18 protein-coding genes and 1 pseudogene are annotated in these 21,229 nt (G+C 58.7%); 15 read left to right on the top strand and 4 right to left on the bottom strand.

Annotation, left to right across the window (positions count from 1 at the left end; translation table 11 throughout):
• The first annotated feature begins 144 nt into the window (after positions 1-144).
• From PSH97_RS13025 to PSH97_RS13010, 4 genes are all read left to right on the top strand, one after another.
• Complete coding sequence (locus PSH97_RS13025; RefSeq protein WP_305449523.1) at positions 145-1,542, top strand: hypothetical protein; 1,398 nt, start codon at positions 145-147, stop codon at positions 1,540-1,542.
• Between the two features lie 75 nt (positions 1,543-1,617).
• The gene (locus tag PSH97_RS13020) at positions 1,618-2,550 is read left to right on the top strand and encodes a halovibrin HvnC (RefSeq protein WP_305449522.1); all 933 of its coding nucleotides are present in this window, start codon (positions 1,618-1,620) and stop codon (positions 2,548-2,550) included.
• Positions 2,547-3,017, top strand: coding sequence for a DUF2599 domain-containing protein (locus tag PSH97_RS13015; protein WP_305449521.1), 471 nt, complete (start codon positions 2,547-2,549; stop codon positions 3,015-3,017). Before PSH97_RS13020 ends, PSH97_RS13015 begins: the two co-directional genes overlap by 4 nt.
• A 116-nt stretch (positions 3,018-3,133) precedes the next feature.
• Positions 3,134-3,826: an aspartate/glutamate racemase family protein gene (locus PSH97_RS13010; protein WP_305449520.1), complete on the top strand. Its 693-nt coding sequence runs from the start codon at positions 3,134-3,136 to the stop codon at positions 3,824-3,826.
• Positions 3,827-3,871: 45 nt separating this feature from the next.
• On the opposite strand, the pseudogene PSH97_RS13005 reads toward PSH97_RS13010, so the two are convergent.
• Positions 3,872-4,386, bottom strand: a pseudogene (locus tag PSH97_RS13005) (GNAT family N-acetyltransferase).
• A gap of 196 nt (positions 4,387-4,582) precedes the next feature.
• On the opposite strand from PSH97_RS13005, the gene PSH97_RS13000 reads away from it, so the two are divergent.
• From PSH97_RS13000 to PSH97_RS12975, 6 genes are all read left to right on the top strand, one after another.
• Entirely contained in the window at positions 4,583-5,377 is a 795-nt protein-coding gene (locus PSH97_RS13000; protein WP_305449519.1) for a hypothetical protein, read from the top strand.
• Positions 5,314-6,651, top strand: a complete 1,338-nt coding sequence (locus PSH97_RS12995) for an MFS transporter (RefSeq protein WP_305449518.1) — start codon at positions 5,314-5,316, stop codon at positions 6,649-6,651. The genes PSH97_RS13000 and PSH97_RS12995 overlap by 64 nt, the downstream gene beginning before the upstream one ends.
• A gap of 85 nt (positions 6,652-6,736) precedes the next feature.
• Entirely contained in the window at positions 6,737-7,570 is an 834-nt protein-coding gene (locus tag PSH97_RS12990; protein ID WP_305449517.1) for a fatty acid desaturase family protein, read from the top strand.
• A gap of 3 nt (positions 7,571-7,573) precedes the next feature.
• Entirely contained in the window at positions 7,574-8,557 is a 984-nt protein-coding gene (locus PSH97_RS12985) for a fatty acid desaturase family protein (protein ID WP_305449516.1), read from the top strand.
• A gap of 3 nt (positions 8,558-8,560) precedes the next feature.
• Entirely contained in the window at positions 8,561-9,331 is a 771-nt protein-coding gene (locus PSH97_RS12980) for a metal-dependent hydrolase (protein WP_305449515.1), read from the top strand.
• 166 nt (positions 9,332-9,497) lie between these two features.
• Positions 9,498-9,644, top strand: coding sequence for a hypothetical protein (locus PSH97_RS12975; RefSeq protein ID WP_305449514.1), 147 nt, complete (start codon positions 9,498-9,500; stop codon positions 9,642-9,644).
• Positions 9,645-9,769: 125 nt separating this feature from the next.
• Here PSH97_RS12975 and PSH97_RS12970 read toward each other — a convergent pair whose 3' ends face one another.
• The gene (locus PSH97_RS12970; RefSeq protein WP_305449513.1) at positions 9,770-10,750 is read right to left on the bottom strand and encodes a LysR family transcriptional regulator; all 981 of its coding nucleotides are present in this window, start codon (positions 10,748-10,750) and stop codon (positions 9,770-9,772) included.
• A 115-nt stretch (positions 10,751-10,865) separates the two neighbouring features.
• The gene (locus PSH97_RS12965) at positions 10,866-11,306 is read right to left on the bottom strand and encodes a carboxymuconolactone decarboxylase family protein (protein WP_305449512.1); all 441 of its coding nucleotides are present in this window, start codon (positions 11,304-11,306) and stop codon (positions 10,866-10,868) included.
• Between the two features lie 205 nt (positions 11,307-11,511).
• On the opposite strand from PSH97_RS12965, the gene pdxR reads away from it, so the two are divergent.
• From pdxR to PSH97_RS12950, 3 genes are all read left to right on the top strand, one after another.
• Positions 11,512-12,945, top strand: coding sequence for a MocR-like pyridoxine biosynthesis transcription factor PdxR (gene pdxR / locus PSH97_RS12960; RefSeq protein WP_305449511.1), 1,434 nt, complete (start codon positions 11,512-11,514; stop codon positions 12,943-12,945).
• Positions 12,946-13,070: 125 nt separating this feature from the next.
• On the top strand, positions 13,071-13,364 hold the full coding sequence (locus PSH97_RS12955) for an antibiotic biosynthesis monooxygenase family protein (protein ID WP_305449510.1): 294 nt from the start codon (positions 13,071-13,073) through the stop codon (positions 13,362-13,364).
• A gap of 246 nt (positions 13,365-13,610) precedes the next feature.
• Positions 13,611-14,030: a cupin domain-containing protein gene (locus PSH97_RS12950; protein ID WP_305449509.1), complete on the top strand. Its 420-nt coding sequence runs from the start codon at positions 13,611-13,613 to the stop codon at positions 14,028-14,030.
• A 196-nt stretch (positions 14,031-14,226) separates the two neighbouring features.
• Here the strand turns inward: PSH97_RS12950 and PSH97_RS12945 are convergent, their stop codons facing one another.
• Entirely contained in the window at positions 14,227-19,134 is a 4,908-nt protein-coding gene (locus PSH97_RS12945; RefSeq protein WP_305449508.1) for an NAD-glutamate dehydrogenase, read from the bottom strand.
• 502 nt (positions 19,135-19,636) lie between these two features.
• On the opposite strand from PSH97_RS12945, the gene PSH97_RS12940 reads away from it, so the two are divergent.
• Both PSH97_RS12940 and PSH97_RS12935 read left to right on the top strand, forming a co-directional pair.
• On the top strand, positions 19,637-19,993 hold the full coding sequence (locus PSH97_RS12940) for a hypothetical protein (RefSeq protein WP_305449507.1): 357 nt from the start codon (positions 19,637-19,639) through the stop codon (positions 19,991-19,993).
• Positions 19,994-20,268: 275 nt separating this feature from the next.
• Positions 20,269-21,228, top strand: a complete 960-nt coding sequence (locus PSH97_RS12935) for an AAA family ATPase (protein ID WP_095053787.1) — start codon at positions 20,269-20,271, stop codon at positions 21,226-21,228.
• The last annotated feature ends 1 nt before the right edge of the window (position 21,229 follow it).

The raw sequence follows: 21,229 nt of genomic DNA, 5'->3' as shown, positions 1-21,229 counted from the left end.
AAATTACGACAGACGGTATCGAAAAACCCAATTTACGCGGCTTTACCTGTCAGATCTGACAGTAGCCAGCTCGCTTGAGCGGGTATTTGATAGTCCCGCCACCCAAATAACGAATGGTGTGAATCAGTCTCAAGGAGACGGGTAATGGGTAATCAAATCAACAACAATGTTCTAGTACTCTACCCCGTGATCATTCAGGGGTTGAAAAAGCCGGTCATTCACAATGCCAATCCGGATGGAGGCATCCCCTTATCCCTCTTCGACGAAAATCTTCAAGGCCTCTTATGCCTGATTGACCCTTGGATCAATGCGGCGTCCAGGTCTGTTGTCATGGCTGTAGACGACCGCGTTGATCTGTTCGTCGTCGGCAGAGCAACCCCCGTGACTGGCAAAACCATCAATCCCGGCGAGGAAAATGATCGTGTCAGGCTGTTCATCCCCAAAGGCATTCTCCAAGAGGGTATCAACGAGATCTACTACAAGGTATTGAGGGTAGGTCAGACAACACCCGAAGAATCCCTCAAATTAAAAGTGCTCTTCCATACCCTGGCACCCGGAGAGCCTGGCCATTCGGCCCGCAAGGTTCAGGTCTCCACCGATGTGCAGACCAACGGGGTGGACAGCGCACAGGCGAAGCGCGGTGTCGTGACCGGATTGGACTATTCCAATAGACGCCCCTATGACGACATTCGCCTGCACGTTGGCACGACCTATGTCGATCACAAAGTAACCCCTGCAGAGGCGGCTCCCGGCAGCCCGGTGGTGACCGAAATACTCTTTACTCCGGTTTTCGAAAAAATTGGTGATAACCCACGTACCCCCTTCCGGTTTTCGGTCACTGATCAGCTCGGCAATTCTTCCGGCCAATCCGCGATCCTTGAGATCGATGTGCATCTCAAGGATGCGCAACTTGATCTGAAGCCGCCAAAAGTGCTGGAAGCCAAGGATTCCAACGGCACTGTATTGAATTTTGTGCGGGACTTTTATAGGGCCGAGTTCGCCAGGGTTTTGGTTGACTTCATCGGTTCCGCCTACGGGCAAACTGTCAAAGTCTATTGGCTCGGGCGCGCCACGACCTATGGCAGTGAAATTCAAACCGTCAAGTATGCGGGGGAGGTGTTGACGTTTCTGATTCCCAGACATGAAGTGCTTGACTGTATCGGCACCAAGGCAGAGGTCAGGTACACCGTCAGGCTACCGGGTGACACTCTGGACCAACCGTCCCAAGACTTGGACCTCACGGTCACCTCACAGAAACATCACCTGCCGGTACCTACTTTGAATTCGGGCAAAGACAATCTCAGGGTCTACTACCCGGCTCTCGAAGCCCCCTACAAGGTGCGAATTTCGCTGCTGGTTGGTAGTACCCGGTACGACAGCGTCGAATACAACATCACGCAGCCCACATACACCAACGTTCCCGTGCTGCCTGCCTGGGTGAGCAACAACAAAGGAAAGAAAGGCCTGTTCAACTTCACCCTGCATCGAACAGGCACAGTTGAACCCATTATTTTTTCATGGTTGCTGAGAGTGATCCTCTAAGGGTTCACCTTGCGCAATGCATTAACTCTACAAAACACCCAATGACAAGGCGTTGTTAGAGACAAGGGACAAGTCATGCAAAAAGTTATCGGTTGGCTGTTAATCGCGTTAATGGTGGGTTGCACTCAGGTCGATATAAAACCGCCGAGTGAAGTAGGGACGGTCAACAATGTCCAGACCCTGAATGGCCCCGCCATCGCCACCCAGCTGAACACGCTGTACAGTCGAAAATTCCCCAACTGCAACAAATCGGACTCACAACCCGCATTCCTGTGCTCGGGCGTGACCCTCAGGGTCACGGTAAAAGACCCCAACAACACTTATAAAGTATGGGATCCCAGCCCTACCTCAGTCGAAAGTGGTGGCATTTCATTCTCGTACCTGAGGGCAGATGCAAACTTCGGGCGACTCGCATGGGGTTATGGTAATGGCTACATCCTCTACCCCTTTCTTGAACAGCCGGCTGGCAAAGACCAATTGCAATATTTGTGCTCGTACCCCATGGATGCATGGGGCTGGAGTCGGAGTAAAACGGAAGTTTGCGGGCCTTCCCCTACCTATCCGGTACAAAGCCAACGCTGCCAGGACGCCGGTGTGACCACCGCAGCACAAGCGTTGGCCGTATGGAACCTGCCGGGGGGCAACCCAAACCTGCGCCAGTGTGGTTTCGACGTCGAGGATCACCGAAATACATTGGCAGGTCCTGCGTTCTACCAATCCCTGCTGGCGAAATCCATGCTGGGCAATACGGGCTTCAACGAACAAAACGAAATAATCGTACAGACGTGGCTTGCGGGTCGCGCCAACACCCTTCCTGTCATGGCGTTCTTTTTCATTTCAGGTGGTACTAACCAAGGACTGGCAGACGCACAATACAATCAACGAGATTTCTACAATTCGACCAATCCAAAAATAGTTGTACCTATCATTCGCCTGACACCGCCCACCAGCGCAACCGGCACAGCTGATTTCAAATACGTGGCCGCAGATCAGGCGGTGACTCAATGAACACCCTACTGTCGCGCACGCTCGGCAACGCTCCGCGCATTCTCTTTCATTCGCTAATGGGGATAGGTTTGATGTGGAGTATCAACTCGCCCCTTTATGCGCAAACAGCAATCCCCCCCCCTGACAGCTACACCCTTACCGTGGAACGCTGTGTGAAATATGTCGAAAGTGCGCAATGGGTATATCGGGACTATCAGTGGTCGTTTTTCATCACGCCCACACCCTGTGCGCGGCGGACACCACCGGAAGGAACAGTCTTCCTTTGGGACGAACTCACCCGTGACTATTCCAATAGCCGCTACTGGGAAAATACCCATGGCCTGCGCCACCAACTGATTTGTCATCTGGCGATTGCGAGGGATAAACCGCAGTGGAACCTGGAACCGTGGCGGCCTGATGTGGGGTATGCAAAAACCTTGGAGGCCGGCTGCAATCATGTCGTCCTCTTGCCTGAAAAGGCACCATGACACTTCACCAAAACATGAGCATTACAGTTGATTTACCGCTGGCGCCCGCCATCGAACAAATGGAAACTCCCTTCAGGCCTGGCTTATCAACACAGGCCAGAGCCTGAGGAAATCCAATGCGCACCATCGGCCTTATCGGCGGCATGAGCTGGGAGTCCAGCGCCGAATATTACCGTCTCATCAACCAACAGGTACGCGACCGCCTGGGGCCGCTGCGTTCGGCGAAGTTGCTGATGTACAGCGTCGACTTCGGCCCTGTCGAACAGGCCCAGCATGCCGGGCGCTGGGACGATGCGGCGGCGATTCTGGTGGATGCCGCCCGGCGGCTGGAGGCTGGCGGCGCCGAGTGCGTGGTGCTGTGTACCAACACCATGCACAAGGTGGCCGGGCAGATTCAGGCAGCGATCGATATTCCGTTCCTGCACATTGCCGACCCGGCCGGTCAGGCGGCACTGGACGCCGGTGCGTTGCGCGTGGGTTTGCTCGGTACTGCGTTCACCATGGAGCAGGACTTCCTCAAGGCGCGTCTGACGGCCAAGGGCCTGACGGTGCTGGTACCGGAGGCCGAGGAACGTCAGGCCGTGCACCGGATCATCTATGACGAGTTGTGCGTCGGGGTGATCAGCGAGGCGTCGCGCCAGGTCTATCAACGGGTGATCGAATCGCTGACCGAACGCGGCGCCCAGGCGATCATTCTCGGCTGTACTGAAATCGGCCTGCTGATCAAACCCGAGCACAGCGCCCTGCCCTTGCTCGACACCACCGAACTGCATGCGCAGGCGGCGGTGGCGTTTGCGTTGGGGGAGTGAGTCAATAAGCCTCGCTCCTACAGGACTTTCGTCGCTCAAATTTCTTCACTTACTGGCGCGACGCAGGCGCGCCATGCTCAAGGTATCGACCAGTCGACCGTCACGCACGGCGTAATCGCGAAACAGGCCTTCGGTCTCGAAACCGAATTTCTGGTACAGGCCGATGGCCGCTTCGTTGTCGGCGTACACCGAGAGTTCGACCCGTTGCAGGTTCATCCAGTTGTCGGCGACATCGAGCGCCGCCGCCAGCAGTGTCGAACCGACACCCTTGCCCTGCCAAGCCACGGCGACCCCCATGCCGAGGCTGCCGGCGTGGCTGCGGCGGATCCGCGAAAACTGCTCAAGACCAATGTTGCCGATGATCGTCCCTTGATGCAGCGCCACCAGTTGCACCACTCGCTCGTTATCCGGCGCCAGGCGTTTGCGCCAGACCTCAGTGGACTGAAACGGCATTTGCAGCACCTGACGGGTGATGGCCGGTCGTTGTAGAGCGCGGTGATGCCCTCGATGTGGTGTTCGCTGAAGCGTTCGAGGTGAATGGCGGGGTCGTGGTCGGGCATGGTGGTGTTCGTCCTTGATCGGTGTGTGGCTGATCACTCTAAACCGCACGCCCTCTGCGTGGCGATAACAATTGAAGGTGTATACACCTGTGGCGAGTGGGCAGTCATTGCGGCCCCATCATCAGACGTTCACACAAGCGCAATACAGTAACGCGGATTGATTTCTCGCCCCTTCAATCTGTGAGCCGAATACGTAATGTTGCCTGTTGCCGAGATGGAAGCTGCCTTAAAAAACGGGATTGCAAAGGTCCCTGATCGTTGCGCTGGTAGACATGAAGTGGGGGCTTACGGCCCCTCTAATGACCTTGAGATCGAGGTTCGATTTCTGTCGCTGGCGGACATTCCATCGGTGCTTGAACTTGAGCAAAGGAAATGGCAAGACGATCAGCGCGCCGATGCCTCGATGCTGACGTCACGGATCGTCTCTTTCCCTGCATTGAGTATCGGCGCTTTTTGCACTCGCACGGGGACTGCACTGGCCTCAGTGTTCATGAAACCTGCCCGGCACGACATCATACGCAAGTGCCCGACGTGGGAAGACTGTGCAAGAAAACAGCACGGCGACGAGTCTGCAAAAACCGGCGTGCTGTTTGGCATCAGCCTGAGCAGCGTTGATCCGAAAGCGGTGCAAGCCATTTTCGAGTTCTTTTGGCCCCATGCACTGAAGGCGGGATGGTCAGAGGTCTATCTTGGCTCGCCAGTCCCGGGCCTTCGTAACTGGATCTCGAAAAACCCTGACATTCCGGTGGCACAGTATGTGCGAAGCGAGCACAAGGGCCTGCCGCTGGATCCGCAACTGCGGTATTACTTCAAAAAAGGCTTTCGCAAGATCGTCGCCATCAAAGACAACTACTTCCCCCATGAACGCTCGCTGGATTTCGGCGTGCTGATCATAGGTAAAGTGCCACTCTCCGGCCTTTCCTTTATATGGAAGAGAGTTCCGCTGCCTTGGCTGCAGCGTATGAAAAAACTGTTCTTCGTGTGCTTGTGAACGCTTCCCTGGCAGTAGAAAGCGCAGCACGTCCACTCGCGCGCGACAGACGTTTTTGGCGGCTGCTGGCCTGCGCTGCGGCGTCCATGATGGGAGACCAGTTCACCCTCGTCGCCTTTCCCCTGCTCGTCATGGCGATAACGCCAGAACCGATGGCGCTCGGCTGGGCTTTTGCCGCTCTTGCATTGCCGCGCGCCTTGTTTCTGTTATCTGGCGGCTCGCTGGTTGACCGTTTTGGCGCCCGCTCGGTATGGATGTTCGGCTGCTATTCGAGTGCAATTGCGCTATGCGGCTTGTCCTGGGCGGTTTTTCAAGACCACGCCACGTTGCCCGTGATCTATGGATGCGCCGCATTGTCAGGACTGTTCAGCGCGCTCACTTTACCGGCGGGCAGTGCGCTGGTGCCGGGCATCGTGAGCCCGCGCGATCTGGAGCAGGCCAACGGCGTTTTACTTGCGCTGAGACAGGTGACCATGGCACTAGGCCCGGTCGCCGCCGGTGCGCTAATCGCCAGCGCGCTTTCGCCCTCCGGTGTACGGTCAGACGCAAACGGCGCACTGGATGGCTATGCCATCGCATTTGCGCTCGATGCGCTGACCTTTGCCGTGTCCGCGCTAGGGCTGTGCACTCTACGTATCCGCAGAGCGACCACCCCTGGTTCCGGTTCCACCACCACGACAGAAGGCCTGCGCTATTTCTTTCAGAATCGGCAACTGCGCACGTATCTGCTCTACTTGGCGGCCATGACGCTGTTCATGACCGGACCGGTGCAGATCGCCGTCCCGCTACTGGTTCACATGCGTTTCACACCCGAGGCGCAAGCCCTGGGCTGGCTATTCGGTGCCCAAGGCGCGGGTACCTTGGTCGGCATGCTGATGTTCACTGCCCACCCGAAACTGCGGATTATCAATGCAGGCACCACCCTGCTCGCAGTGGATGCCGCCATCGCCTTGCTGCTGATGCCGCTGGGATGGGTATACGCCCTCTGGCAAGGCGTGGCACTGCTGTTCGCCATCGGTATCTTCGGCGGCTTTGTGCAGGTCATGGCGTACACCTGGCTGCAGCGAGCATTACCGCCTGCATTGCTCGGTCGCGGCATGAGTCTGTTCATGCTCGTGTTTGCCGGACTCGCGCCGGTCTCGGCAGCGATTTCAGGCTGGGTTTTGCAATTCACCTCCATCGAAGCCGTGTTCGTAGCATCCGGTGTGCTGCTATTGACGACGGTGACGTTTTTTTACGTTGGCTCGGGCCTTGGGAGGCTGTCGGATGTTTAATCGAATAGAGCCTTTGAACAGTGCCACGAGGTCTGCCCGTCATATAGATACCGGCTTGGCAGCCTTTTATTCATTGCGCTCCAACATGCCCAGCTATCTGTTCATGGCCCTGTGCGCCTTGAATACGGCCGCGATTGTCTGGCTGGCTGCTCGCGATGAGTTCGGATGGCTTGCCGTTGCTCCGCTGATAGTGCTTCAGACGATCCTGATGATCGGGGTTCAGGAGGCCAAACATCAATGTGTGCATCGTCAGTTCCTCGTTGGCACGCGTCTGAACGATGCAGTGGGTGTATTCACGGCTGCCATTTTCGGCGTTAACTTCGTGGGCTACCGCTGCTTTCACCTCGAACACCATCGCAAAACGTGCCAGGCCGATGATCCCGAAGGGTTGCTATACCAACAGACATGGCGAACACGCCTGATCAGCCTGTTTGGCGCCGTTGAGCAACTGTGGGTTGCCGTTTCCATCAATATTTTTTCCCGACGCTACACACCTCCTCATTCGCTCTGGCGCTGGCGCTGGAACAATGCCTTTCTCGCCGTTTTCGTTGCAGCGCTGGCTTTGGGCATCCATGAGGTGCCTCGACAAATCGTATGCGCCTACCTGCTTCCGTATTGCATTTTCGCCTGGCTGGATTTCTGGTTGACCCAGGCCGAGCACTATGGAGTACCGATCTCGGCTCAAGGCTCGCGCCGCGCGCCCGCTGACATCACGACGGATTTATACCTGCCAAGGCCTCTGTCCTGGCTCATTCTGCATCGCTCGCTGCACCGCATTCATCACCACGCGCCGGCGACCCGCTGGTTCCATGCGCACGCTCAATCGATGGTTCTGGCCAAAAGCATGCCAGGCTGCGTGACGGACCTCCCCACCTTCTTTGCGACCTGGATGCGACTCGGTCCCCGACTCTGGAAGTAAGCTATGACAAATGCAACTATCGAACCGCAGCGCACAAAGACAGCCGAGGCCCGGCACTACATCCGCACTGTAGAGCGCGCCCAGCTGTTGGAGTGGGGCAAACCCGCCCCATTGCGTTTACTCGCCGCCACGGTTCTCGAGTGGGTGCTTATCCTGTGTACAGCAGGTCTGGCCATGTACGCAGGCACGATTTGGGCCTCGGTGTTGGCCGTTGTGTTCATCGGCACAAGGCAGCATGCATTGCTCATCCTGATGCATGAGTTTTCACACCGGCAGCTCAGCCGGACTCGCCCTATGCTCAACGACACCCTTGGCGATTTCCTGACGGCAATCCCTTTCACCATCACCATTTTCGGGTTTCGTCGCGACCACGCCGCCCACCACCTGCATACCGCGACCGACCGTGATCCCAACTGGGTTTCATGCATGGGACAGGACCGATTCACGTTTCCGAAATCTCCGTTCAACATCGCCATCCTGTTGCTGAAACACTGCGCTGGGCTGTACGGCATCCATGAGTTGAAAACGGCCCTGGTGACTTCAAAAATGGCGTCGCAATGCCCGCCTTCCACGCGGTATAGGCAATGGATTTTCGCCGTTTTTTGCGCGGTGGTTTTCACCTGGTTCCACCTCTGGCTGGCGGCCTTGGTGTACTGGCTCCTGCCTCTGTTTACCATGTTGATGGCCCTGCTGTATTGGCGCGATGTGGCAGAACACTTCGCCATGCCCAACCCCGGTCCTGGAGCATCCCGAACGGTGATTGCAACCTGGTGGGAACGCTTGTTGATCGCCCCCCACGGCGTCGGCTTTCATGCCGAACACCACCTGTATCCTGCCGTGCCGTGCTTTCGCCTTAGGCAGGTGCATGAGGCTCTCGCGAAAGACGAGGCGCATGCCCGGCAGGCGCAAGTCACGCATGGTTATTTCTCGGGATTGATTCGCGAGATCGCGGCCACCGACACCCCGCGCTCATGTGTGAGCCATTGACGCATGGATTACCTCGAGCAGCCTGTATCCGACAATAGTGAAGAGGCCACCCTCTTCAAGCCATTCTGGAACGACACATCAATCAAGACTTACCTGTTCGATGCCTGTTCGGTATTGCTTCCGGCCGGTGAGCAATTCGTGATTTCGGTGGTGGAGTCAGCCGCTTTGCGGCTGCAACAGACTTCAGTTCTTGCCGAATGTTCGCGCAACTTCGTGGCCGAGGAACGTGCCCACCAACGAGCGCACCGGCGGTACAACCAGCAACTGGAAAACCAAGGTTTTGAAGTCAAGAAGTTCGAGCACATGATCGAAAAAGATCTCGAGGCTCTTCAGTCGAAATTGTCACTCCATGCGCAACTGGCATTGGCTGCCGCGTTCGAGCACGTGACGGCTGTCATGTCCGCTGCCGCCTTGCGTAAGAACGGTTTGCTCTCGGTCAAGGAGTCACCACAGACCCGCCTGTGGCGATGGCATTGCGCTGAAGAAGTGGCGCACCAGCACATCACCACGGACCTGGTGCGGTCGCTGGGCATACCCTATTGGCAGCGGATTTTCTTTTTCCTGGCAGCGTCGGGCCTCATGGCGTTCGATGTCATTCGCCACATGCACAGTTTTGCCCGCCTCGACATCGCCCGCGGCCGCGTCAGCTCGAAGGAAGTACGGCGTGCCGCGGGCAGCTTGCTGTTGCGCGATGGCGCCAATCTGGCGTTGATGGCAATCAGATGGGCCGCCTACTTTCTTCCGCTGAAAAAAGCCAAGGGGTCTGCTCGATAAAGGAGCGGCATGGCTAGACGGTTGACGCGACAACCACCTGCTAGAGTAAAAAGCATACCAATCGACTATTCAGCACTGGAGTCGTCCACCGCCACCTGGACTTTCGACTGGAGAAGCGACGTTATTGGCCGGACTGAATGTCACCTTCGGAAATGAGGAAATTTCTATGAACGGTTTGCTTCGCGCCGCAGGATTCAGCCTGATGGCGTTTTTCGCAAGTTGTGGTGTCGGTGCTCAGACAGTGCACAGTCATGCGGCGCCTGCCTTCACCGCCGCACCGGCCGATATCCAGGCGGATAGCCAAAGAAATTGATCGTTCACATGTTTCACGCAGAGCGTGGGGACGGGCTTGCTCGTGAGGGCGACCTGTACCGTCGACATTGGTGTCGAATGTGATGGCCCCTTCGCGAGCAAGCCCGCTCCCACATTAGTTTGTCGTCAACTCTCGAACCACTCCCGCCGCTCGTTGAAGGTGTTGTGGATCAGTTCGACGATCCCCTGCACCTCGGCCTCGTTCCGGGAGTCGGCATTGACCGCCATCCACACCTGGCGCTGCATCGGCTGCTTGAAAAGCCCGGGCAATGCCACCAGCCCCCGGTCGAACTGGCTCATGTAGTGCGGCAGCAAACCGATGCAGGCGCTGCAACGGATCATCTCCAGCATCAGCTCATAGGAATGCAACTGCACCACCCCCGCCAGACGCTGCTCCACCAGACTGTTCCACGGCCCGAAGGCGTCGACCTGACGGTCGTGCTGCCATTGCACCAGCATGAAATCAGCCAGGTCACCCAGTCTGTCCGGCCGGGCCGCGACCCGCGAATAGCGTTTGGCGATGTGCGGCAGATAGTCCAGCCGTGCCAGACGCTGGGGTTCGCTGATGGCAAAACTGGGACCTGGCAACGGCGAATCAGTACCGGCCAGCCACACCACCACATCAGCGCTGATGGCTCGCAGAGACAGTTCGCTGTCCAGGGAGATGATGTCCAGGCGGACGCTGGCGTTGCGCCGCAGCAGCGAGACCAGGTCGCGACCGAGGATGTCGTGCAGGATTGATTCGGCCACGGCCAGGCGAATCAAGGGCTGTTCGAAAAGCGGCAAGCCGCGTTCATGGGCCAGGGCAATCAACTGCGCCTGAAGCTGCAAGCCGTCACGACTGAGGGCAAAGCCATTGCCCGAATGGCTGAACAACGAACACTGCAGTTGTGCTTCAAGTTGCGCCAATTGTTTACGCAACTGAGTGGACTTGATGTTGAGGCTGCGGGCCGCTTGCATGAAACAGCCACAACGGGCGCTGACCCTGAAAGACTGCAACAGCACCGGATCGACGCCGGCCACTCGTGAATTCGAGAATTGGCTATGTTCTACGGGCCAGCGGTACTCGGCCACGCCCTGACGCCCGGTGGGTTCCATGAATGACATTAATGACTCCCTGTCGATCTGTCCTTGAGCGTTTTATCCTGCTGACCGTTCATGAATCTGATATGACAATCGGGCAAAAACCGGATCAACCGCTCCTACAAGGTTTGCGCTTGAATTAACCGGCCGGCGTTTGCCGAAAGCTCACCGCCAGGCGATTCCAGCTGTTGATGGTGCTAACGGCCATAGTCAGGTCGACCAGTTCGCCTTCGCTGAATTGCTCCCGGGCCTGGGCGTAAACGTCGTCCGGCACGTGGCTTTGCGAGAGCAGGTTTACCGCTTCGGTCCAGGCCAGGGCCGCCCGCTCCCGAGGGTTGAAGAAGTTGCTATCGCGCCAGACAACGATTGCATACAGCCGCCGATCGCTCTCGCCGAAACGGCGCGCGTCCACCGAGTGCATGTCGGTGCAGAAGGCGCAGCCATTGAGCTGCGAAGCGCGGATTCTGATCAGGTTCAGCAAGGCTGGCTCGATGCTCAGGTCGCTGGTCAAGGCCTCCATGGCGATCATGGCTTTCATCGCTTTGGGCGATGCGCTGTAGTAATCCAGACGGGCGTTCATGGTCGGGCCTCATGGAGCAGATCGGTACCTCCACGGTAGGCCCTGATGCACCGGTGTTACAGAGCCAATTCAGCGAAAAAGCCATGGACCGCCCGGCAGCAGGCCAATCGCAGGTTTTTCGCCCACGCAACTTCTGCGCAGCCGTTCATGCGGGTAATCTGGCGCGACGCACAGTCGCCTCAAACGCCCCAGGAGCCCCGCCGGTATGGAACTTCATGTTGTCATCAACGGCCGCAAGAACCTGGCCGGCCAGTTGTATCGGCAACTGCGCGACGCCATTGAATCCGGCCGCCTGACAGCCGGGACGCAGCTGCCGCCCAGCCGCTTGCTCGCCGAACAACTGGGGATTTCGCGCAAGACCATTTCCGACACATACGCGCAACTGACCTATGAGAACTTCCTCACCGGGGTGATCGGCAAAGGCACTTACGTCAATGCCCGGGCGGCGAAAACCGTCCGCAAGCAGAGCCATTCGGAGCTGGCGAGCTTTGATGTCATCGAACGCTGGCGCAGCCTGCCGACATTCTTGCGCCACCCGACGCTGGAAGGCTCGCTGCGTTACGAGTTCATCGGTGGCGCCACCAGCAAAGGCCAGTTTCCGCAGGACGATTGGCGCCGCTGCACCTCCCATGCCTTACGCCAGATGGCCGGTTCCAAAGGTTTCTATAGCCAGCCCGAAGGCCTGCCGGCGCTGCGCAATGCAATCGCACGGCACATCGCGTTTTCGCGCGGAGTCAGTTGTCAGGACGAAGACGTGGTGGTGTGCAATGGCGCGCAGCAGGCGCTGGACCTGATTTCCCGAGTGTTGACCCAACCGGGCAGCCTCGTCGCCATGGAAGACCCCGGCTACCCGCCAGCGCGTCTGTTGTTCGGGAGCCATGGCGCGACGGTGGTCGGCGTGCCGGTGGATGCGCAAGGCATTCAGGTCGAGCACATCCCCGATGGCACCCGGCTGATTTACGTCACCCCGTCCCACCAGTTCCCGCTGGGCATGCCCATGAGCCAGGCTCGCCGCGAAGCCCTGCTCGCAAGGGCTTATGAGCTGGGGGCGATCATCATCGAAGACGATTACGACAGCGAATTTCGCTATGAAGGCCGGCCCACCGACTCGCTGAAAAGCCTGGATGAGCGCGGCATCGTCGCCTACGTCGGTACTTTCTCGAAGACCTTGTTGCCAGAGTTGCGGCTGGGGTACGCGATTTTGCCGCCAGCAATCCTCGAAGCGGTGATCCGCGCCAAGCAGCTCACCGACTTGCACACCTCCACCCTGCCCCAATGGACGCTCGCCAAGTTCATCGCCGAAGGCTGTCTGCTCAAGCACATCCGGCGCTGCCATACGATTTACGCCGGGCGCCGTGAACGGATCCTGACGCGTATGGCGGGCGACCTTTCGCCGTGGTTTGAAGCGGTGCCGACCACGGCCGGGTTCCACATGGCGGTGCTGTGCAAGGTGCCGGTCGATATTCCATTGGTGATCGAATTGGCAAAAAAAGTCGAAGTGGGGCTCTATGCCCTGGACAGTTTTTTTTACCAGCAAGCGCCGCGGGCCGGGCTTTTCCTGGGGTTCGGCGCGATCGAAACCCTGGACATCGACATCGCCCTGGACCGGTTAAGGGACATTTTGCAGCAGCTCGGCTGAGGGATTGGTCTGCGGCTTTATCTGGCGATTGGCTATTGGCGGTCTGGGGGGGGGCAGGCCTATCCTGATTGGGCGTTATCCCTCAATGAGCAGGATTCGTCCGGCCTGATTCAGGAGTGTGAGCAATGTCCAATGAAGTGATCACCACCGTAAAGGTGCAGGCCGCTGCCGGCCGCTCGGACGAACTGGGTAAGCAACTGCAAAAGATTGTCGACACCCTGCGCGAACTACCGGGCTGCGATTCCTATATGGTCGACCGCTGCCCCGAGGACGGCACCTGCTGGACGGTCAGCGCCCGCTGGCAATCGGAAGCGGCCATGCAATCGCATTTCAACTGCCCCGAAGTGCAAGGCTTTATCGGCCTGATCGACAGCCGACTGGCCAATGCCGTCGACTTCAACAGCTTTCCGATCGTTTAAAAACAAGACGTTCTGGTGATGATCGTTCCCACGCTCTGCGTGGGAATGCAGCCAGGGGCTGCTCCGCGTCCCAAAAGCGGACGCAGAGCGTCCGGTGAGGCGTTCCCACGCAGAGCATGGGAACGATCAACGGGTAACGTAGCTTCGGTGATTGGTCCCCTCACCTTCCCGAAAATTGGCCGTTTGATTGCCCGATAGCGCGGCTTACTGTGGTCCCTGACGACTCACCACCTCAGGTAATCAACCATGAATGCACTTCGTTTTTTTGCTGCTCCTCTCGCCGCCCTGACGCTGAGCATTTCAGCCCCGGCCTTCGCCCACGACACCGCCCCCCCTTCAGAAAAAGTCACCATCCTGCAGGACCAGATGCTGAAAAACGCACCCGGCAAAAAAGCCTTGATGATCGAAGTCGATTACGAGCCGGGCCAATCGTCCATCGCCCATAAACATCAGGGCACGGCCATGGCTTACGTGCTGTCGGGGGAGATCGTTTCTCAGGTCAAAGGTGAAAAAGCGATCACCTACAAGGCCGGCGAATTCTGGTACGAACCGGCGGGGTCGGAACATCTGGTCTCGAAAAACGCCAGCGCCACCCAACCCGCCAAGCTGCTGGTGTTCATGGTGTTGGCGCCGGAGGAGAAAGTGTTGATTCCTTTGGAAAACTGAGCGCCGAGGTGATGCTGATGGCCTCATCGCGGGCAAGCCCGCTCCCACAGTGTCCGTGTCGTGCTCAAATCCTGAGTCACCCACAATACCTGTGGGAGCGGGCTTGCCCGCGAAGAGGCCCGCCCAGCCGCTGAAAGATCCCAGACAAAAAAAAGCCCCCTCTCTTTCGAGACGGGGCTTTTTCACTCAACGCCTATCAGGCAGCCGGCTCCAGCTCGGCGCTGACAGTCGTATTGGCAGTGGCAGGCACCACCGCCTGACCACTCAACGCCACATCCAGCAATTCACGGTTAGCCACCGCATACATGGCGTAGTCAGTGCCGCTGGCGGCACGGATTTCCACCAGCATGGCGCGCCAGCGTTCGATCATGCCTTCGTGTTCTTCCATCCACAGCGCCAGGCGTGTTTCCACGTCCAGGGTGCCGTCGCCCTGCTGCAGGACCGAGATGGTGATCGCACGTTGTTGCCAGTCGACGTCATCACGGAACGCTTCACGGGCCAGGGCCTGCCAGTTGTTTTCAACCGGCAGGGCACTGATCTGTTGCAGGTACCAGGTGATGTCCAGCGCGCTGCCCACGGCGAAGTAGGCCTTGGCCACGTCCGCCGGATCCTGGCCGGTCACGTCAGAGGCTTCGATGATCGGCAGCAAGGTGTATAGGTGCGTAGTGCCAGCCACCATGCGCGCCAGCAACTCCGGCACACCGGCTGCGACGTACGCCTGATAACGGGCCTGCCAGGTTTCGCGAATCTCGCCACTGAGCAGTTCGTCGAGCTTGAGGCCCAACTCCTTCAGGTGCGGACCGAAATGCGCGACGTCACGGGCAGCATTCTGCTCGTTGCGGCGGGCACGCAGGAACCAGCGCGTAGCGCGACGGCCCAGACGCATCAGCTCGTCCATCAGCTCCAGTTGTACGTCGGCCGAAACCTGGTAGTCCAGGGCTTCGATCTGACGGAACCAGTGCGGGAGGTGGAAAATGTCACGCACGATCACGTAGGCACCGGCCACGTTCGCCGGGCTCATGCCGGTCGACTCTTTGAGTCGTTGAACGAAGGTGATGCCCATGTGGTTCACCAGATCGTTGGCGATCTGGGTGCTGACGATTTCGCGCTTCAGACGGTGACGGCGCATGGCATCGGAGAACTTGCTCACCAGCGTCGGCGGGAAAGCGGTTTCCATGTCGCGGGTCAGGTAGTCGTCGTCCGGCACCAGGGAGTTGAGCAGCGCTTCCTTGAGGTCGATCTTGCTGTAGGAGATCAGCACCGACAGCTCGGCACGGGTCAGGCCATGGCCCGCCGCGACGCGCTCGTTGATCGCCTCTTCAGCTGGCAGGAACTCGATGGCGCGGTCCAATTTGCCGCGGCCTTCCAGGTCGTTCATCAGACGCTTGTATTCAGCAATCCGCGGCAAGGCACGACGGGCCGCCAGGGACAGGGCCTGAGTCTGCTTGTAGTTGTTGCCAAGCACCAGGTTACCGACTTCGTCAGTCATGCTCGCCAGCAACTGGTTACGTTGCTTGTCGGTCATGTCACCGGCGTGTACCACTTCGTTCAGCAGGATCTTGATGTTCACTTCGTGGTCGGAGCAGTCCACACCACCGGCGTTGTCGATGAAGTCGGTGTTGGAACCACCGCCATTGAGGCCGAATTCGACACGACCCAACTGAGTCATACCGAGGTTACCGCCCTCGCCCACGACTTTGCAGCGCAGTTCGTTGCCGTTCACGCGAAGTGCATCGTTGGCCTTGTCGCCGACATCGGCGTGGCTTTCGGTGCTGGCTTTCACGTAGGTACCGATACCGCCGTTCCACAACAGGTCTACCGGTGCCTTGAGCAAGGCATTGAGCAGTTCGGTCGGGGTCAGTTTGTCAGCCTGAATGTCGAAGCGCTCTTTCATCTGCGGGGAAATCGCGATGCTTTTTGCGCTGCGCGAGAAGATCCCGCCGCCTTCGGACATGATGCTGGTGTCGTAGTCCGACCAGGCCGAACGCGGCAAGTCGAACAGACGCTGACGCTCGGCGAAGCTGTTGGCAGGCTCCGGGTTCGGGTCGATGAAGATGTGCAAGTGGTTGAACGCAGCGACCAGTTGCAGCTTGTCGGACATCAACAAGCCGTTACCGAACACGTCACCGGCCATGTCGCCGACGCCCACCACAGTGATGCTGTCTTCCTGAACATTGATGCCGCGCTCGCGGAAGTGGCGTTGTACGCCGACCCACGCGCCCTTGGCGGTAATGCCCATTTTCTTGTGGTCGTAGCCGGCCGAGCCGCCGGACGCAAAGGCGTCGCCGAGCCAGAAGCCGTAGTCGATGGCAATGCCGTTGGCGATGTCGGAGAAGGTCGCAGTGCCCTTGTCCGCCGCCACTACCAGGTACGGGTCATCGTCGTCATGACGCACGACGTTGGCCGGCGGTACCAGCGCGCCGTCTTTCAGGTTGTCGGTGATGTCCAACAGGCCCGAGATGAAGATGCGGTAGCAGGCGATGCCCTCGGCCGCGATCTCGTCACGGCTGCCGCCCAGTGGCAGGCGACGCGGCAGGAAGCCGCCCTTCGCACCCACCGGCACGATGACCGAGTTCTTCACTTGCTGGGCTTTTACCAGGCCCAGGACTTCGGTACGGAAGTCTTCTTCACGGTCGGACCAGCGCAGACCACCGCGCGCCACGTTGCCGAAGCGCAGGTGCACGCCTTCAACGCGTGGCGAGTAAACGAAGATTTCGAACTTCGGCACCGGCTTCGGCAGCTCTGGAATCTGGTGCGGGTTGAACTTGAAGCTGAAGTAGGACTTGTTCTGACCGTGGGCGTCGGTCTGGTAGAAGTTGGTCCGCAGGGTCGCTTTGATCAGGTCCAGGTAACGACGCAGGATGCGGTCTTCGTTCAGCACCTGAACATCGTCCAGTGCCGTCAGAATTGCGTGTTCCAGGCGTTGCTGCTTGTCTTCCAGATCATCGCTGGTCAGCTTGCGCGCCAGGTAGAAACGGGTCTTGAACAACCGGGTCAACTCGCGAGCGATGTCGGTGTGGTTGTTCAGGGTGCTGGCGATGTAACCCAGGTCGAAGCCCAGACGGATCTGCTTCATGTAACGCGCGTAGGCACGCAGCAGCGCCACATCGCGCCATGGCAGGCCGGCGGTCAGCACCAGGCGGTTGAATGCATCGTTCTCGGCATCGCCACGCACAATGTGGACGAAGGCGTCCTGCAAGGTGTCGTTGAGTTGCTGGATGTCGAGTTCCAGGCCTTCGGCGGCGGTGAACGCAAAGTCGTGGATCCAGAACTCGCGGCCGCTGTTGTGGCGCAGGCGATACGGGAATTCACCCAGTACGCGCAGGCCGAGGTTTTCCAGGATCGGCAAGACGTCGGACAACGCCAGCGGGGTGTCGGCGTGATACAGCTTGCAGTGCAGCATGCGCTGACCGGAAACCTGGGCCAGCGGCTGATAGAAGCTCATGACCAGCGGATTTTTTTCGCTCAGGCTCAGCAGGTGCTGCATGTCGACCACCGCCGAGTGGGCGGCGAAACGCTCGCGGTAACCGGCCGGAAAGCCTTTCGGGAAGTCGGCCAGCACGTTGGTGCCCTGGGCTTCGCCGAAGCTCTCGACCACCAGGCTCGCGTAGTCGTCCTGCCAGCTGCGGCAGGCCTGCACCACTTCTTTTTCCAGCAGAACCGGGTCGATGTCCAGACGGTTCTTCGGATCGACCCGCAGAATCAGTTGCACACGGGCCAGCACGGACTCGGAGAAGAAGGTCCAGAACTCGCAGTCGGACGCTTTCAGGCGATCCATCAGCACTTGCTGGATCTTCTGGCGCACTTCGGTGGAGTAGATGTCACGTGGCACGTACGCCAGGCAGTAGCAGAAGCGGCCGTACGGGTCTTTGCGCAGGAACACGCGGATCTTGTTGCGTTCCTGGATCTGCACGATCGACATCACGGTGGTGAACAGCTCGTCCACCGGGGTCTGGAACAAGTCGTCGCGCGGCAACACTTCAAGCACCTGGGCCAGTTCCTTGCCCAAGTGAGCCTTGGCCTGGAAGCCCGAACGCTGTTCGATGATCTCGACCTTGCGACGGATGTAAGGAATGACCCGCACGCTTTCGCCATACACCGAGGAGGTGTACAGGCCCATGAAGCGGCATTCCTTAACAACTTTGCCATCAGCATCGATCTGACGGATCGACACGTAATCCGGGTAAGCCGGACGGTGGACGCGGCTTGGGTGTGCAGCCTTGGCGAACGACAGCGGCGTCGGCTCGCGCAGGTAGTTCACGGCGTAGTCTTCGATGCGCAGATCATCGATGGTCAGGCCGGCACGCAGCAGTTTGGTCAGGCCGAGGAACGAGTTCTGGTCATATTCGATGTGACCGCCGTTCTGATCTTCGCCCACCACGAATTCTTCGTAGCCCAGGAAGGTGAAGTGGTTGCCCACTAGCCATTCCAGGAAGCTCTTGATTTCGGACTTTTCGTCGGCGTTGATGATGAACTGGCTGTTGTCGATGCCTTCGATCAGCTCCTGGACCTTGGCTTTCATCGGCTCGAAATCGGCGACCGCGACGCGGACTTCACCGAGAACCTGCTCCAGCTCTTTGGTCAGGACATTCAGTTCGGCCGTGTTGGCGCAACGGTCGATTTCCAGGTACATCAGCGATTCTTGCAGAATGCCTTCGCCCTGAGTGCCCTTCGGCAGGATTTCCAGCAGCTCGCCCTTGCTGCCGCGACGCACGCTCAGCACAGTGGTTTGCAGGGTATGAATGCTGTAGCCGCGACGGTTCAGCTCAGTGCGCACCGAGTCCACCAGAAACGGCAGGTCGTGGTGCAGCACTTCGACCGCGGTGTGGGTCGACTGCCAGCCGTGGCGTTCGTAATCGGGGTTGTAGACGCGCACTTGCGGATGCGCGTGATCGAAGCGCTCAAGCAGGCGCCACGCAGAAAGGGTGCAGCCGGCGAGGTCGGACAACCGACGCTGGGTCAGTTCGTCCAGGGAAATGATGCCGAAGAATTGTTCAGCGAACAGCGCCACTTGTGGCAGTGCCTGTTCACTGATGTGCTGCGCCAGTGCCGCTTGCAGTTGGTGCTGGAAGTCGGCTTTGCTGGCTGCGGTGAAGAACGCCATCTGTGGTACTCCGCTTGGGCTTGTTATTGATGGAAGCGTCGCGTGCAAACCCCTTTCGGGGCATTCCCGTCACCCTGTTCCTGATTCTCGGGCAGAGGAAACAGGATGACAGGTGGGTGAAGCTGGACGAGACACTCAGGTCACATTCACCTTCCAAGAATGGGCATCTGCAAAAACGACTGCCAAGGCAACAGGCAATGCCTTTACGGGTGCTCATCCGTTGCGCAGCTTAACGAGTGCGGCAAGGGCCGTGCTTGCAGCGCTGCGACATATTCGGTCATCGGCACGTAACTCGCGGCATGTGCCTTGAACAACACTAGCAGTCGCGCAGCAAAACGGGCGCTTTATGCCCGGTTTTGCGGTACATGCGTGCCAATAATGACCAGTAACACCCCGAATGTTCACGACACATCTTCTGACACTCAGCCAAGCAGAAATTCCCGAGGGCTGGCAGAATTGCCTTTTGTTACGTTCACCACGCTCGCCGAGCCAGGATTTTCCCATGCAAATGACAACTGATCTCTTGATCGTCAACCCGTGCGACGAAGAAGAAGACAACTTGGCCATGCTCTGCTGCACCAGCGCCGAGGGCGAAATGTTCCTGATGAGCCGCTTTCCGGACGAGGATGAGCTGGAGATCATCTTCCACGACAAGCCTTCGGCCCTCAACGGTGTAAAAGTCACCCTCAGCCCTGACCGCCTGCTGATCGAAATCGCCGCCGCGGACATCGATGTGCTCGATGGCGAAGATTCGCTGGAAATCCTGCACAGCACCGATGCGCAGGACCTGGCAGAGGTGGAAGAAACCTTGCAGAACATCCTCAAGGGGACGGGTACCTACATCAGCCAACTGAGCTGACTCCTCCGTTCCGGGCACTGATCATTCCCACGCGCAGCAAAGGAATGCAGCCTGTGACGCTCTGCGTCACGACTTAAAGCTGGACGCAGAGCGCCCGGTGATGCATTCCCACGCAGAGCGTGGGAACGATCTGTCGTAAGGCGTGGGAACGAGCGTTAATCCGCACTTTGCACAAAATGCCGTTAGTCGCCGCACCCTGCGATGGATTAAAGTAACGCCCCCAGCCCTGGCGTTATTCGAACGTCTTCGCTCACCCTTTCCAGGAACAGTCATCGATGGAACATCGTGAAGCGCTGCTCGCGCTGCGAACCTTTCTTTCAACGCAGATTCTCGGCCAGGAAAAACTCATCGAGCGCTTGCTCATCGCCTTGCTCGCCGACGGCCACATGCTGGTCGAGGGCGCCCCGGGGCTGGCCAAGACCAAGGCCATCAAAGAGCTCGCCGAAGGCATCGAAGCACAGTTCCATCGCATCCAGTTCACCCCCGACCTGCTGCCGGCCGACATCACCGGCACGGAAATCTATCGCCCGGAAACCGGCAGCTTCGTGTTCCAGCAAGGCCCGATTTTCCACAATCTGGTGCTGGCGGACGAAATCAACCGTGCCCCGGCCAAGGTTCAATCGGCGCTGCTCGAAGCCATGGGCGAACGCCAGGTCAGCGTCGGGCGCAGCACCTACGACCTGTCGCCGCTGTTTCTGGTCATGGCCACGCAAAACCCCATTGAGCAGGAAGGCACTTACCCGCTGCCCGAAGCCCAGCTCGACCGTTTCCTGATGCACGTGAAAATCGGCTTCCCCGACGCCGCCGTCGAACGCCGGATTCTGCAACAGGCCCGCGGTGAAGCGCTGCACGGCGAAACCAAACCCGAACGCCGGGTCAGCCAGCAGGCGATCTTCGCCGCGCGCAAGGAAATCCTCGGGTTGTACATGGCCGACGCCGTGGAGGAATACCTGGTGCAACTGGTCATGGCCACGCGCATCCCGGCCAAGTTCGACCCGGAAATGGCCGAATGGATCGCCTACGGCGCCAGCCCCCGGGGCTCCATTGCCCTGGACCGTTGCGCCCGGGCTCACGCCTGGCTCGCCGGTCGCGACTTTGTCAGCCCGGAAGACATTCAGGCGGTGCTGTTCGATGTGTTGCGCCACCGCATCATTCTTTCCTTTGAAGCCGAAGCCGCTGGCATCGACCAGGACCGGGTGGTCCAGCGGATTCTCGACGTCGTAGCCGTCGCTTGAC

The sequence above is a fragment of the Pseudomonas cucumis genome, assembly GCF_030687935.1.
GTDB lineage: Bacteria > Pseudomonadota > Gammaproteobacteria > Pseudomonadales > Pseudomonadaceae > Aquipseudomonas > Aquipseudomonas cucumis.
This window is presented reverse-complemented; position numbering and strand designations above follow the sequence as displayed.